The sequence below is a fragment of the Oceanicaulis sp. MMSF_3324 genome, assembly GCF_030733545.1.
Classification (GTDB): Bacteria; Pseudomonadota; Alphaproteobacteria; order Caulobacterales; family Maricaulaceae; genus Oceanicaulis.
In genome coordinates, this window is sequence record NZ_JASHIU010000001.1 from 583,509 (window position 1) to 597,759 (window position 14,251).

The 14,251-nt window shown below is 63.1% G+C and carries 11 protein-coding genes; 9 read left to right on the top strand and 2 right to left on the bottom strand.

The features are described from left to right. Positions 1-103 precede the first annotated feature (103 nt). The 4 genes from RBA95_RS02800 to argE all read left to right on the top strand — a co-directional run bounded on the left by RBA95_RS02800 (position 104) and on the right by argE (position 7,015). Positions 104-3,043 (top strand): pitrilysin family protein, encoded by a 2,940-nt coding sequence (locus tag RBA95_RS02800; RefSeq protein ID WP_306015283.1) that lies wholly within the window; start codon positions 104-106, stop codon positions 3,041-3,043. Positions 3,044-3,131: 88 nt separating this feature from the next. After that, positions 3,132-5,057 carry a prolyl oligopeptidase family serine peptidase gene (locus tag RBA95_RS02805; RefSeq protein WP_306015284.1) on the top strand — a complete coding sequence of 642 codons (1,926 nt, stop codon included), beginning with the start codon at positions 3,132-3,134 and terminating at the stop codon, positions 5,055-5,057. A 112-nt stretch (positions 5,058-5,169) separates the two neighbouring features. Continuing rightward, complete coding sequence (locus tag RBA95_RS02810; RefSeq protein WP_306015285.1) at positions 5,170-5,862, top strand: FKBP-type peptidyl-prolyl cis-trans isomerase; 693 nt, start codon at positions 5,170-5,172, stop codon at positions 5,860-5,862. A 4-nt stretch (positions 5,863-5,866) separates the two neighbouring features. Then, on the top strand, positions 5,867-7,015 hold the full coding sequence (gene argE / locus RBA95_RS02815; RefSeq protein WP_306015286.1) for an acetylornithine deacetylase: 1,149 nt from the start codon (positions 5,867-5,869) through the stop codon (positions 7,013-7,015). On the opposite strand, the gene RBA95_RS02820 is transcribed toward argE, so the two are convergent. Next, positions 7,012-7,758, bottom strand: a complete 747-nt coding sequence (locus tag RBA95_RS02820) for a phosphoadenylyl-sulfate reductase (protein ID WP_306015287.1) — start codon at positions 7,756-7,758, stop codon at positions 7,012-7,014. The two genes, argE and RBA95_RS02820, sit on opposite strands and share 4 nt — an antisense overlap. Positions 7,759-7,888: 130 nt before the next feature. Next, entirely contained in the window at positions 7,889-9,079 is a 1,191-nt protein-coding gene (locus RBA95_RS02825) for an NAD-dependent epimerase/dehydratase family protein (protein ID WP_306015288.1), read from the bottom strand. Positions 9,080-9,280: 201 nt separating this feature from the next. On the opposite strand from RBA95_RS02825, the gene gap reads away from it, so the two are divergent. From gap to RBA95_RS02850, 5 genes are all read left to right on the top strand, one after another. Beyond that, entirely contained in the window at positions 9,281-10,291 is a 1,011-nt protein-coding gene (gap, locus tag RBA95_RS02830; protein ID WP_306015289.1) for a type I glyceraldehyde-3-phosphate dehydrogenase, read from the top strand. 28 nt (positions 10,292-10,319) lie between these two features. Continuing rightward, complete coding sequence (gene pgk, locus RBA95_RS02835; RefSeq protein WP_306015290.1) at positions 10,320-11,507, top strand: phosphoglycerate kinase; 1,188 nt, start codon at positions 10,320-10,322, stop codon at positions 11,505-11,507. Between the two features lie 84 nt (positions 11,508-11,591). Continuing rightward, a complete protein-coding gene (locus RBA95_RS02840; protein WP_306015291.1) occupies positions 11,592-12,611 on the top strand; it encodes a class I fructose-bisphosphate aldolase in 1,020 nt (339 codons plus the stop codon). Positions 12,612-12,620: 9 nt separating this feature from the next. Next, positions 12,621-13,211 carry a nicotinamide riboside transporter PnuC gene (pnuC, locus tag RBA95_RS02845; protein ID WP_306015292.1) on the top strand — a complete coding sequence of 197 codons (591 nt, stop codon included), beginning with the start codon at positions 12,621-12,623 and terminating at the stop codon, positions 13,209-13,211. Then, positions 13,208-14,197 carry an AAA family ATPase gene (locus RBA95_RS02850; protein ID WP_306015293.1) on the top strand — a complete coding sequence of 330 codons (990 nt, stop codon included), beginning with the start codon at positions 13,208-13,210 and terminating at the stop codon, positions 14,195-14,197. Before pnuC ends, RBA95_RS02850 begins: the two co-directional genes overlap by 4 nt. Positions 14,198-14,251: the final 54 nt, after the last annotated feature.

The following is a 14,251-nucleotide window of genomic DNA, read 5'->3' on the forward strand; positions in this document are numbered from 1 at the left end:
TTTGGCAGATGGAGTCATAAATTAAAGGGGATTTCATTTGCCTCTCAGGGCCATGTCCTTATTTTCGCCATAGTTGGAGAAATCCGGATTAAGGTGAACGACCATGGCCAAGCTCAATTCCCGCATCGCCCTCTGGTGCTTGACGCCAATCGCGGTGATGTCGCTCTGGGCTTGCTCTGATCGAGGCGAAACCGGCAAGGACGCGGGCGACAGCGATCTGGCTGCGGCGTTTGAAAGCGCGGATTTCCCCCACGAAGCCAGTGACATCGCAGCCGATCCGGCCGTGCGCTATGGCGTGCTCGACAACGGCCTGCGTTACGCCATTCTTGAAAACGATACGCCCAGCGGCACGGCGGCTCTGCGCATGGTCTTTGATGTCGGCTCTTTGGCCGAGGAAGACGATCAGCGCGGCCTGGCGCACTTCATCGAACACATGGCCTTTAACGGCACGACCCATGTGCCCGAAGGTGAAATGGTTGCTTTGCTGGAGCGGTATGGCTTGGCGTTCGGCGCCGACACCAATGCGTTCACCGGGCGCGAAGTGGTTGGTTATCAGCTCGATTTGCCAAGCAATTCCGAGGAAATGCTCAATGTGGGCCTGTTCCTCATGCGTGAGACCGCGTCCGAAGTCATTTTCGACAGCGATGCGATCGATCGTGAGCGCGGCGTCATTCTGGGCGAGGAGCGCTTCCGCAACACGCCGATCCGTCGCTTCTTCAATGCCTATTATACCTTCCTGTACCCTGACACGATCATCACCGAGCGCGACGCGATCGGCACGGTTGACGTGATCGAAAATGCTCCGGCGGAACGTCTGAAAGCCTATTACGACGATTACTACACGCCCGAGCGCGGCATGCTGGTCGTGGTCGGGGATGTGGACGCCGATCAGATCGAGGCGAAGATCCGGGACGGCTTCGACATCAGCCTTGAAGGTCTTGAGGTGGACCGTGTGTCCAGCTTCGCCAGCTGGGAGCAGCCCAACCCGGCTGCGCCTGATCCGGAGATCGGCACGGTCGATGATCCGCAGGAGCCCCAATTCGGCTTCTTCTACGATCCCGACGTCTTCACCCTGATCACGGTCGATGTGATCGAGCCGGGGCAGGCGGCCTACGACACGCAGGAGGCCCGGTTCGAGGATCTGTTGCGTCAGCTGGGCAACGGCATCGTGCAGCGCCGGCTGCAAAGCGAGATCAATCGCGGCGCCTCGCCGCTGGTGCAGGCCAGCCTGTCCTACGGCAATGAGTTCGATCTGGTGAACAAGGCCGGCCTGTTCGCCGTGTCGAGCCCGGATCGCTGGCGTGAAGGGGTCGCCGCGCTCGAACAGGAGTTGCGCCGGGCCCAGGAGTACGGCTTCACCCAGGCAGAACTCAACGAACAGCTCGCCAATGTGCGCACAAGCCTGCGCAATGCGGTGGACCAGGCCGATACGCGCCAGAGCGGCGACCTCGCCGACAGTGTGTGGTCGAGCTGGATTGAAGGCCAGGTCTTCTCGTCGCCGAGCGATGTGATGGCGCGGTTCGAAGCCCTGGAAGACGAGATTACGCTTGAAGCGGTGGAAGACGCGTTCAATCGCATCTGGAAGGCGTCGCCGCCCAAGGTCATGGTGGCGCTCAACCAGGACATCACCGATGGCGAAGCCGCTGTGCGGGAAGCCTGGCTGGCGTCGTCCGCAGAGCCGGTCGAGGCTGTTGAGGAAGCCGGCGTGACCGAGTTCGCCTACACCGATTTCGGTGCGGCGGGCGAGGTGGTCAGCACCAACCGGATCGAGGATCTGGGCGTTGATCAGATCGTCTTCGACAATGGCGTCATGCTCAATGTGAAGACCACGGATTTCGAGGACAACGTCATCCGGGTCCGCGTGGATTTCGGCGCAGGTGATCTGACGCCGCAGCCGACCGCTGCAGCGGGCACGATCCTGGGCGCCGCCTTTGGCGGCGGCGGGCTGGAAGCTCACGACCGCGATGAGTTGCAGCGCCTCCTGGCGGGGCGCTCGGTGGGCTATGGCCTCAATGTGGGGCCGGACAGCTTCGCCTTCGCCAATGCGACGACGCCGACCGATTTCGAGCTGCAGATGCAGGTGCTCGCCGCCTTCATGACGGCGCCGGGCTGGCGCGAGGACGGTCTGAACCAGTTCCGCGCCATTGCCGAAGAAATCCGCCGTGGTCAGAACGCTCAGGCGGTTCAGGTCGCCGTGAACCGGGTGGGCCGGATGCTGCGGTCGGGCGATCCGCGCTGGGGCTTCCCCACGTCGGAAGAAGTGAACGCGTTTACCATGGACCATGCCCGCACCATGCTCGAGCCGGCGCTTGAGCGTGCGCCGATCGAGATCACCATCGCGGGCGATGTCACCACCGAGCGCGCCATCGAGGTCGTCGCCAGCACCTTCGGGGCGCTTGCCGATCGGGATGAGAGCTGGCCGTCCTATGAAGAGAACGCGGATATCCGCTTCCCCGACCCCACCGAAGAGCCGGTGGTCGTGACCTTCAACGGTCAGGATTATCAGGGCATGGCGAACGTCTATTACCCCACGACTGATGGCATAAATGCGCGTGAGCGCCGCGCCTATGACCTTCTGCGCGCGGTCTATAACCTCAAGGCGATTGATCGCTTCCGGGAGCAGGAAGGGGCGACCTATTCCGCCATTGTCTCCAGCCAGCAATCGCGCGTGTCGGAGGGCTTCGGCTTCTTCTGGGTCGGCCTTGATGTGGCCGTGGACGAGATCGACCGGATGTATGATATCGCTGACGAAATCGCGCTGGCGATGGCCAATGGCGATATTTCCGAGGATGAACTGCAACGGGCCCGCAACCCGATCCTCGAGAGCCTGGAAGAGAACTTCGAACGCAATCCCTTCTGGGTGAACGCTTTGTCGGGCACCCAAAGCGAGCCTGAAGACCTTGACCAGATCCGCTCTGTCGAGGCTGATTATCGCGATGTCACGGTGGAGGAACTGGTTGCTCTGGCGTCCCGTTCCCTGCGTCCGGACGAAGCCTATCGGGTCACCATCCTGCCGCAGAGCGCCGTCCAAGGCGACGAGTAGATCAGGGCTGGCCCGTCCAGTGCACGGCTGCAAGCGGGCTTCTGAGAAGGGCGCTTGCGGTCAGCTCACGAACACAGGGGAGAGAGCTATGCTCAAGCATATGATGATGGCTGTCACGCTGGCTGCGCTAACGGGCGCGAGCGGGTGGGCGCAGGCTCCGGAGCGGGTCACCGAGGGCAATCTGGTGATGGAGAACATTCCGGACATCCCGCAATCGGTGCGGGACCGCCTGCAGCAATATTCCAACACGCGTTCGGCCGGATTCTCCGATTTTGCACCAGATGGCGGCGTGTATGTCACGACGCGCTTTGGTGAAACGACCCAGATTCACCATGTGGCCGAGCCCATGGGCATGCGCCGTCAGGTGACCTTCTACGACGAGCGCACCAGTGGCGCCTCCGTACGCCCGGGTGAGAGCGGTCAGTTCGTCTTCACCAAGGATATTGGCGGTGATGAGTTCTATCAGGGTTATCTGTTTAACCCTGAAACGGCGCAGGCCACACGCTTTACGCAAGCGGGGACCCGGAACGCTTCCCTGAGCTGGTCGGACGACGGCGCCCGGGTGGCCTGGTACCGTCAGGTCGACGGTGATCCGGATGCGGACATTCTGATCGCGGACCCCGCCGACCCGTCTTCGGCGCGTGTCGCCCTTGAGGGCGAAGGGCTGATGATCCCGGCGGACTGGTCGTCTGACGGTTCACGCATCCTGGTGCTGCGTTATTATTCGATCACGCATGCGGATCTGTATGTGCTGGACGTGGACTCCGGGGACCTGACCGAGATCAATCCGGACATGGATGTCGCCTATGGCGGCGCTCAGTTCGCTCCGGATGGTGAGAGCATCTACACCATCACCGATCAGGGCGGCGAATTCCGCCGGGTGGTCGAGATCGAGCTGTCTGACAACGCCATGCGGATGGTGAGCCCGGACCATGGCTGGGACGTGCAGGGCATGGACCTGACCTCCGATGGTCAGCGTCTGGTGTATGCGATCAACAATGGCGGCAATTCTGAAATCCACATGATGAACCCGGTGACCGGCGAAGCGCTTCCGGCTCCGGAACTGCCGCTCGGCATCGTGGGCGGACTGCAGTTTGACAGCACCGGATCGCGCCTTGGCTTCTCTCATGTGAACGCCCAGTCGCCCGGCGACGCCTGGACCTATGACATTGAAAGCGGAGAGCTGACGCGCTGGACGCGTTCCGAAGTGGGCGGGCTCGACACCGAGGCGTTCGTCACGCCCGAAGTCATCACCTTTGACAGCTTCGACGGTCTTGAAATTCCCGCTTTCTATTATCGTGCGGAGGGGGATGGCCCGCGTCCGGTGATCATCGACATCCATGGCGGACCGGAAAGCCAGGAACGTCCGGGCTTCAGCTCGTCGATCCAGTACTGGGTCAATGAGCTGGGCGTATCGGTGATCGCGCCGAATGTGCGCGGCTCGGCCGGATACGGCAATGAATATGTCGCGCTCGACAATGGCTTCAATCGCGAGGATTCCGTGCGCGATATCGGCGCGCTTCTGGACTGGGTGGCTGAACAACCCGAGCTCGATAGCGACCGGGTGCTGGTCTATGGCGGCTCTTATGGCGGCTATATGGTGCTGGCCAGCCTGGTTCATTATTCCGACCGCCTGGCGGGTGGGGTCAACATTGTCGGGATCTCCAACTTCGTGACCTTCCTGGAGAACACCAATGGCTATCGCCGCGATCTGCGTCGGGCCGAATATGGTGATGAGCGCGATCCCGAGATGTATGAATTCCTGCAGGAGATCAGCCCGGCCAACCGCGCCGAACAGATCACCGCGCCGCTCTTCATCATTCAGGGCTTCAATGACCCGCGCGTGCCGGCCTCCGAAGCCGAACAGATCCTGGCGGCCGTCCGCGAAGCCGGCGGCGATCCGTGGTATCTGCTGGCCATGGATGAGGGGCATGGCTTCCGCAAGAAATCCAATCGCGATTTCCAGCGCGCCGCCGAAACCCTGTTTTTCACCGATGTGCTGGACCTGAACTAGTCGCTTCACACGACTCTCGACGTGCGGCGCGGGCCTGATAAGCTCGCGCCGTTCGCGTATCTGGGGGCAAGGCGTCCCCATGAGCGCTGTTGAGAATGCGAGGGACAGATTCATGAACCGTATTGCGCTTTTGACCACTGCTGCGCTTGTCAGCCTGGGCCTCGCTGCTTGTGGCCAGCCGCAGGCTGAGGAGACCGAGACCGCCGCGGCGGGCGAAGAAGAGCTCAGCGAGACCGAGTCCCAGGTCAACGACATCCTGGAAGCCATGGCGGACACCGCTGAAGCCAGCGCGGAAGAGCAGATCGTCGCGCAGGCGCGTCAGTGCGACGCCGATGGTGATGACGCGGCCTTCACCGCGCCCGAGCGCGGCGAGGATGAGGCCCTGGCCGATTATAACGCGGCTGTGGGCGAAGCCTTCCTGGCCCAGAATCTCGACAATGATTGTGTCTTCGCCCTGCCCTCCGGCCTGCAGTTCCGCGTTGATCGGGCGCGCGATGGGGTCTCACCCAGCCCGCGTGGCGAGCTGGTTGAGGTCAATTACGAAGGCACGCTGATCAATGGCGAGGTCTTTGACAGCTCCTATGCGCGCGGCCAATCGGCCACCTTCCCGTCCAACCGCCTGATCGCGGGCTGGGTGGAAGCCCTGCCGCTTATGAATGTGGGTGAAGAATGGACGCTCTTCATTCCGTCCGATCTCGCCTATGGCCCGGGCGGCACCCAGGGCGGGCCGATCGGTCCGAACGAGACTCTGATCTTCCGGCTGGAGCTGATCAGCCTGCCGAACCGCCCCATCGACGAGCAGTAAGCGCATGCGCACCGCGTCCGACTGGTTGGCCGAGCTGGTGTCCATCGACACCACTTCGCGCAATTCGAACCTCGCTCTGATCGAGCGGGTCGAGGCGTATCTGACCGAGTTGGGCGCCCAGTGCCACCGCATAGACAGTCCCGATGGGACCAAAGCCAATCTGCATGCGGTCCTGGGGCCGCATGTGGATGGCGGCGTGGTTCTGTCGGGTCATACCGATGTGGTGCCCGTGGATGGCCAGGATTGGTCCTCGGACCCGTTCACCCTGACCGAGCGTGACGGCAAACTCTATGGCCGCGGCGCGTGCGACATGAAGGGATTCATCGCCTGCGCGCTGGCCCAGGCGCCGCGTTTCGCCAGGGCCGAGCTGAAACGGCCCGTGCATTTCGCCTTCTCCTATGATGAGGAAATCGGCTGTCTGGGGGCGCCGGACATGATCCGCCAGATGGCGGGGCACACGCCGCGCCCTTCCTGCGTGATTGTCGGCGAGCCCACGGAAATGGCGGTCGTGACCGGTCACAAGGGCTTGTATTCGGTGCGCGTCGAGGTGTTTGGCAAGGAGGCCCACTCCTCGCTTGTCGAGGACGGCGCCTGCGCTGCAACCAATGCCGTGCGCCTGATGAACTGGATTGTTGAAGAAGCGGACGCCCTGAAGGCGAAGGCGCCGGCCGACAGCCCGTTCAATCCGCCCTATGGCACCATGACCATTGGGCAGATGGCGGGTGGGACGGCCATCAATATCCTGGCGCGCCATGCCTGGTTTGAGTCCCTGATGCGCCCTGCGCCCTGGGATGACGGGCCCGGCCTGGGGCGCCGGCTGGTCGAAGAGGCGCGCAAACTGGAAGCGCAGATGCGCAAGACCGCGCCGGATGCGAAGATCCGTATCGAGGTCCTGTCAAACGTCCCGCCCTTGCGGCCTGAAGAGATGGGCGAGGCGGAAACCCTTGCACGGGCGCTCACAGGCGATAACAGCCCGCGCGTGGTCGCATACGGCACCGAGGGCGGTCAGTTCCAGGAAGCGGGCTTCTCGACGGTTGTGTGCGGGCCGGGCTCGATCGAACAGGCGCACCAGGCGGACGAGTTTGTCGCCATCAGCGAACTTGAGGCCTGCATGGCGTTTCTGGGCAAGCTGGAACAGCGCCTGAGCGCCTAGCCGCCCGTGCGGGTGATTGTGCCGTCTTCCGCAATATGGATGCCGCATTCGGTCTTGTCCTGACCGGCCCAGCGTCCGGCGCGGGGGTCGTCGCTGGGGTCTTTGACCTGGCTGGTGCAGGGCAGGCAGCCGATCGAGGGATAGCCATCCGCCACCATGGGGTGAGGAGGCAGGTCGTGCGCCTCGAAATAGGCGTTGATCTCCTCGCGTGACCAGTCAAAGAGCGGGTTGAGCTTGAGCTTGCCGTCCTGAATCTCAACGCGCGGCAGTGCGGCGCGCTCGCCGCCGTGATGACGCTTGCGGCCCGAAATCCAGACCTTGAAGGGCCGCAGGGCGTGGATCAGCGGCAGGGTCTTGCGGATATGGCAGCACAAATCGGGATTGGTCTTGTGCAGGACGCCGTCAGGATCATCCGCTTGCACATGATCGGGGTTGGGCGTCAGCGTGCGCACATCGCTCAGCCCCAGACGCTCGGCGAGTGCATTGCGATACGCCAGCGTCTCGCCGAACAGCTGGCCGGTGTCCATGAACAGGACCGGCGTGTCGGGTTTGGCTTGCGCGACCAGATGCAGGATCACCGCGCTTTCCGCCCCGAAAGACGACACGACACAGGATTCGCCGGGATAGATGTCCGCCAGTACGCGGCGCACCGCGCCCGCGGCGTCCAGCCCGTGTAGGGCCGCGTCCAGCGCCTGCGCGCCGGCTTCCAGCGCCAGCCTGTATTCTGATTTCAGCGGAGCCATGGGTCACCTGTGTTCGCTGAGGCCAGCGTGAGCGCTTGTGTGCAGCGCATCAAGGGCCGGAGGCGACAGGGGCTGAGAAAAAAGGCCGGACACTCAGGATCCGGCCTTTGATCTTGGATGTGCGAACGCCCTAGCGGGTGGCGTTCTGAGCCGCTTCGCGGTCCTTGTTCCAGTAGGAGACCGACTTCACCTTTGAGCGGTCGCAACGACCGGAATATTTCTTGGCGATTTCGGTGACTTCTTCCATCAGGCCCTCGGCCAGGGTGATGGGTTTGAGGCCCATGGACAGGAAGGTGTCGTTCTCCACATGAAGCTCGTTCTCGTCGGCTTCATTGCGCGGGTTCGGCAAATAGGCGACCTCGGTCTTGGTCATGCCGGCGATCATTTCGGCCAGCTCGCGCACCCGGTGGGTTTCGGTCATCTGGTTCATGATCCGGGTGCGTTCGCCATGCTCGGGCGGGTTCTCGACCGCGAGCTGGATGCAGCGCACCGTGTCCTGGATGTGGATGAAGGCGCGGGTCTGACCGCCCGTGCCGTGCACGGTCATCGGGAAATCGATGGCGGCCTGCATCAGGAAGCGGTTCAGCACGGTGCCATAGTCACCGTCATAGTCGAACCGATTGATCAGGCGCTCGTCCTTCTTGGTTTCCTCGGTCTGGGTGCCCCAGACAATGCCCTGGTGAAGGTCGGTGATCTTAACCTTGTCGTTCTTGTTGTAGAAGTGGAAGAACAACTGATCCTGGGTCTTGGTCATGTGGTAGATCGAGCCCGGATTGGCCGGATAGAGGATCTCCTGATCCTTCAGGCCTTCCTGGGTCTCCACCTTCACCTTCAGATAGCCCTCGGGGATCTTCATGCCCGCGGTGCCATAGCCATAGACGCCCATGGTGCCCAGGTGCACGAGGTGAATATCCAGACCGGTCTCGACGATGGCGGCCAGAACGTCATTGGTGGCGTTCAGGTTGTTGTCGACCGTATAGCGCTTGTGACGGGCGGACTTCATCGAGTACGGCGCAGCGCGCTGTTCGGCGAAGTGGATGATCGCATCGGGTTTTTCTTCAAGGATCAGGTCGACGAGCTCCTGATAGTCCTTGCCGATGGTCAGATCCTTGAAGCGAATCTCCTTGCCGGAGACCTCATTCCAGGCCGCCAGACGCTCGCCCATCGGGCGGATCGGCGTCAGGGAGTCCACTTCCAGTTCGATATCGATCTTGCGACGAGACAGATTGTCCACGATTACAACATCATGGCCGCGCGCTGAGAGGTGGAGCGCAGACGGCCAGCCGCAGAAACCGTCGCCGCCGAGCACGAGTACTTTCATCTCATTCCCCAAAAGACTGTCCTGACCCTGTCAGAATTTTGAACAGGTTTCTTGCAGTTCATGCGTTGGGATGCAAGGCCGGGACGCGGTCCCGGCGCCCCGGATATGGACGGACGGGCGGGAAGCGTCTAAACCGCGCGCCATGTCTCAAGGCCGTTGCGCGAGCGCGCGTCCGGCCCAGCAAGATCAAAGGAGCGGATCATGGCGCTGCGTGTGGCGATCAACGGGTTTGGCCGGATCGGCCGTCTGGCACTGCGTGCTCTCGTCGAGCATCAACAGACGAGCGATATCGAAGTGGTGGCGATCAACAATTCCGGCACCGCCGAAGCCATCGCCCACCTGTTTGCATTCGACAGCGTGCATGGCCGCTATCGGGGCGAGCTGACCACGGGCGAAGACTGGATGGATCTGGGCTTCGGCAAGATCACCAAGGTCAATGAGCGCGACCCGGCCAAACTGCCCTGGGCGGAGATGGGCATTGATCTGGTCATGGAGTGCACCGGCAAGTTCAACTCCAAGGACGCCGCCATGGCCCATATCGAGGCGGGCGCCAAGCGCGTGCTGTGCTCGGCCCCGGCCAAGAACGCCGACAAGACCATCGTGTATGGCGTGAACCATGACCAGCTGACCGCTGAAGACCTTGTGGTGTCCAACGCCTCGTGCACCACCAACGGTCTCGCGCCGGTGGCCAAGGTGCTCAACGATGCGGTCGGCATCGAGCGCGGTCACATGACCACCATCCACGCCTATACCGGCGACCAGCCCACGCTCGATCGGAACCACAAGGATCTGCACCGGGCCCGCGCGGCGGCGATGTCCATGATCCCGACCTCCACCGGCGCGGCCAAGGCGGTCGGTCTGGTGCTGCCCGAGCTGGCGGGCAAGCTCGACGGCTCCGCCGTGCGCGTGCCGACCCCGAACGTGTCGGTGATCGACCTCGTCTTCACGCCGGGCAAGGCGACGACCGTGGACGAGCTGTCGGCGGCCATCAAGGCGGCGGCGGATGGCCCGATGAAGGGTGTTCTGGGCTATGACACCGCGCCGCTGGTCTCGATCGACTACAACCATGACAGCCGCTCTTCCGTGGTGGCGCTCGACAAGATCGCCGTGATTGATGAGCGCCTGGTCCGCGTCATGACCTGGTACGACAACGAGTGGGGTTTCGCCTGCCGGATGATCGACACCGCCAAGGAAATGGGCCGCTACCTCTAAGCCGACTGACCTTCAAGGGACGCCGATCATGATCCGTCGTATCGAAGACGCTGACATTGCGGGCAAGCGCGTGCTTGTCCGCGTGGACTTCAACGTGCCCATGCAGAACGGGAGCGTCAGCGATGACACCCGCCTGCGGTCGGCCCTGCCCACCATCGAGCATTTGCGCGAGGCGGGGGCGAAAGTGATCCTGATGGCGCATTTCGGCCGTCCCAAGGGCCAGCGCAATCCCGAGATGAGCCTGGCGCCGGTGGCGACGCCGCTGTCTGAACTGATCGGACATCCGGTGAAGTTCGTGTCCGATTGCGTTGGTTCGGATCCCAAGGGCGCCGTGTCGCTGATGAAGGCGGGCGACGTGCTTCTGCTGGAGAACACGCGGTTTCACGAAGGCGAAGAGAAGAATGATCCCGAGTTCGCCGCCCAGCTGGCCGAGCTTGCGGATGTTTATGTCAACGACGCATTCTCGGCGGCGCACCGGGCGCACGCCTCCACCGAAGGCGTGGCGCGGCTCCTGCCCTCCTATGCCGGACTGGCGCTACAGCGCGAGATCGACCATGTGACCGCCGCGCTCGAAAACCCGAACCGACCGGTTCTGGCGGTCGTGGGCGGGGCCAAGGTATCCACCAAGATCGCGCTTCTGAAGAATCTCGTGAGCAAGGTGGACCGTCTGTTCGTAGGCGGCGCCATGGCGAACACCTTCCTGGCCGCACGCGGCCATGATGTGGGCGGCAGCCTGTATGAGCGCGATCTCATCGACACGGCCAAGGCCATTGAAGACGCGGCGGGTGCGGCGCAATGCCAGATCCTGCTGCCGACCGACGCGGTCGTGGCCAAAGAGTTCAAGGCCCATACCGACCGTCGCGTGGCCGAGGTGGACGATGTGGCCGACACCGAAATGATCCTCGATTGCGGCCCCGAGACCGTGGACCAGCTGGCGGACGCCATCGCCGCATCGCGCACGCTGGTGTGGAACGGCCCGCTGGGCGCGTTCGAGACGCCGCCCTTTGACACTGCAACGGTGGAAGCGGCCCGTTACGCCGCCTCCCGCTGCAAGGAACATGGTCTGACCGCCGTCGCCGGCGGCGGCGATACGGTCGCTGCGCTGAACCAGGCGGGCGTGTCGGAAGACTTCACCTTTGTCTCCACGGCGGGCGGCGCCTTCCTGGAATGGCTCGAAGGCAAGGTCCTGCCGGGTGTGAACGCCCTGCGGGACTAAAACTTGACCGTTCGCCCGCACGGGGCGAAACACACTCAATCCGGCGACGATCGCCGCACTTCATCTGACGGGGGACCGACGATCATGGATATTGATCAGCTCAACGACATCGCGATCCGCATGACGGCGCCGGGCAAAGGCATTCTGGCGGCCGACGAATCCACGCGCACCATTGGCAAGCGCTTTGACGGCATCGGGCTTGAAAACACCGAAGAGAACCGTCGCAACTGGCGCGAGATGCTGTTCCGCACCACGCCGGCGATGACGGATCACGTCTCCGGCGTCATCCTGTTTGACGAGACCCTGCGCCAGAAGGCGGCCGACGGCACGCCGCTGGTCAAGTTGATCGAAGACGCCGGCGCCGTGCCGGGCATCAAGGTGGATGCCGGCGCGAAAGCCCTGGCGGGCGCGGAAGGCGAGACCATCACCGAAGGCCTTGATGGCCTGCGTGAGCGTCTGGCCGAGTATTACGAGCTGGGCGCGCGCTTCGCCAAATGGCGCGCCGTCATCGACGTGAAGGGCGAGGAGATCCCCTCCCAGTACGCCGTGGACGTGAACGTGCATGCGCTGGCTCGCTACGCCGCGCTGTGCCAGGAAGCCAACATCGTCCCGATCGTGGAGCCGGAAGTCCTGATGGACGGCGATCACTCCATCGAGCGCTGCTATGAAGTCACCGAGTTCACGCTCAAGCGTCTGTACGCGGAGCTGTTTGACCAGGGCGTGATCCTGGAAGGCACCGTGCTCAAGCCCAACATGATCGTGCCGGGCAAGAAGTGCGCCGATCAGGCCAGCCGTGAGGAAGTGGCCGAGATGACGGTCCAGTGCCTTCTGAACACCGTTCCGGCGGCGGTTCCGGGCATCGCCTTCCTGTCGGGCGGCCAGTCTGACGAAGACGCCACGGCGCATCTCAACCTCATGAATGAAGGCTTTGACCTGCCCTGGCCGCTGACCTTCTCCTATGGCCGCGCGCTGCAGGCGGCGCCGCTGAAAGCGTGGAACGGCTCGAATGTCGAGGCGGGCCAGAAAGCCTTCAACCACCGCGCTCGCATGAACGGTCTCGCCGCTCTGGGCGAATGGAATGAAGGTCTGGAAAGCGAAGGCTAGACCTCGCCCATGACATGGCTTGAACCGATCGCCGCCGGGCTCGGCGTGCTCTGCCTGTTTTTTCTGATCCGGCAGAGTCTGTGGGCCTGGCCGGTCGGTATCGCCATGACCAGCCTTTATGCGCTGATCTTCTTTGAAGTCCGCCTGTATTCCGATTTCGGCCTGCAGCTCATTTTCTGCGCCTTGCAGGCGTATGGCTGGTGGTTCTGGGTCGCCCACCGGGACAAGGCCGAAGCGGACAGCCAGGCGCCGGTCGTCTGGCTGGGCGCGCGAAGGCTCTGGCCCTGGCTGGCCACCGGCGCGATCGGCGCACTGGCGCTCGGACTGGCCATGGACCGCTTCACCAATGCGGACCTGCCCTATTGGGATGCTTTGACCACCAGCTTCAGCCTGGTCGCTCAGTTCATGCTGGCGCGCAAATATCTGGAAAACTGGCTGGTCTGGATCGGCGTCGATGTCGTTGCCATCGGGGTCTACGCCTATAAGGGCCTCCTGCTCACCAGCGGCCTGTATGCGCTCTTCCTGTTGATGTGTGTCTGGGGGTTCTGGCAGTGGCGACGCGACTCCGCCACTGCAACAGAGGCGGCGCCGGCGCAATGACGGCCCCCGTCCATGGCTTTGTTCTGGGCAAGTTCATGCCGCCCCATGCCGGGCACATGTATCTGTGCGATTTCGCCGCCGGATTGTGTGACCAGCTGACCATTCTGGTCTGTTCGCTCGACCGCGAGCCCATACCGGGCAAGCTGCGTCATGACTGGATGAGCGCGCTCTATCCCAATGCGCGTGTGCTGCACTACGACCGGGATGTCCCTCAGGAGCCGTCAGAGAGCCCGGACTTCTGGGATATCTGGCGCGAACTGGTGCGCAGCGTTCATCCCGAACCGATCCATCGTGTGTTCGCGTCGGAAGATTACGGCCTGAGACTGGCGCAGGAGCTGGGCGCCGAGTTCTGGCCTGCGGACCTGGAGCGCGCATGTCGTCCGGTCAGCGGCACGCAGATCCGTCAGGCCCCGATGGCGCACTGGTCGATGATCGCGCCGTCGGCCCGGCCCTGGTTCACCCGGACGATTGTCCTGCATGGCCCTGAGAGTACGGGCAAGTCCGTATTGGGGCAGGAATTGGCGCAGGCTTTGGGCGGGGCTTATGCGCCCGAATTCGGTCGCACCTGGTGCGAGCTGTACGGAACCGATTGCAGCGCACAGGATCTGCGCAATATCGCAGCTGGGCAGACAGCCGCGATCGAAGCCGCCCGCCGTACGGCGAAAGGGTTCGTGATTTCCGACACAGACGGGCTGCTGACCGAGGTCTGGTCGCAGATGATGCTCGGCGCCTCCGTTTTTGACCCGTCACCGGACCCGGAGGGCGACTTGTATCTTCTGACCGATATCGACCAGCCTTTTGTGGATGATGGCACGCGGGTCTATTCCGATCCGGCTGATCGCGCGCGGTTCTTCGCCCTGTCCCAGGACGCGTTGGAGCGCAGCGGGGTGGACTATGTGCGTCTGTCAGGGAGCTGGGCGCAAAGACGGGCGACCGCGCTGGAGGCCATCGCCCGCCGATTTCCGCATCTGATGACGCAGGCGTGACCTCTCCTCCGGTCGCGGTATGGTGCTTGGTGACAGACTGCTGACCGGAGAAAC

Coding starts and splice junctions, on each gene's coding strand:
- RBA95_RS02820 (WP_306015287.1), bottom strand. CDS start 7,758: ATGGCTCCGCTGAAATCAGAATACAGGCTGGCGCTGGAAGCCGGCGCG.
- RBA95_RS02800 (WP_306015283.1), top strand. CDS start 104: ATGGCCAAGCTCAATTCCCGCATCGCCCTCTGGTGCTTGACGCCAATC.
- RBA95_RS02840 (WP_306015291.1), top strand. CDS start 11,592: ATGGATATTGATCAGCTCAACGACATCGCGATCCGCATGACGGCGCCG.
- RBA95_RS02810 (WP_306015285.1), top strand. CDS start 5,170: ATGAACCGTATTGCGCTTTTGACCACTGCTGCGCTTGTCAGCCTGGGC.
- argE (WP_306015286.1), top strand. CDS start 5,867: ATGCGCACCGCGTCCGACTGGTTGGCCGAGCTGGTGTCCATCGACACC.
- gap (WP_306015289.1), top strand. CDS start 9,281: ATGGCGCTGCGTGTGGCGATCAACGGGTTTGGCCGGATCGGCCGTCTG.
- RBA95_RS02825 (WP_306015288.1), bottom strand. CDS start 9,079: ATGAAAGTACTCGTGCTCGGCGGCGACGGTTTCTGCGGCTGGCCGTCT.
- pnuC (WP_306015292.1), top strand. CDS start 12,621: ATGACATGGCTTGAACCGATCGCCGCCGGGCTCGGCGTGCTCTGCCTG.
- pgk (WP_306015290.1), top strand. CDS start 10,320: ATGATCCGTCGTATCGAAGACGCTGACATTGCGGGCAAGCGCGTGCTT.
- RBA95_RS02850 (WP_306015293.1), top strand. CDS start 13,208: ATGACGGCCCCCGTCCATGGCTTTGTTCTGGGCAAGTTCATGCCGCCC.
- RBA95_RS02805 (WP_306015284.1), top strand. CDS start 3,132: ATGCTCAAGCATATGATGATGGCTGTCACGCTGGCTGCGCTAACGGGC.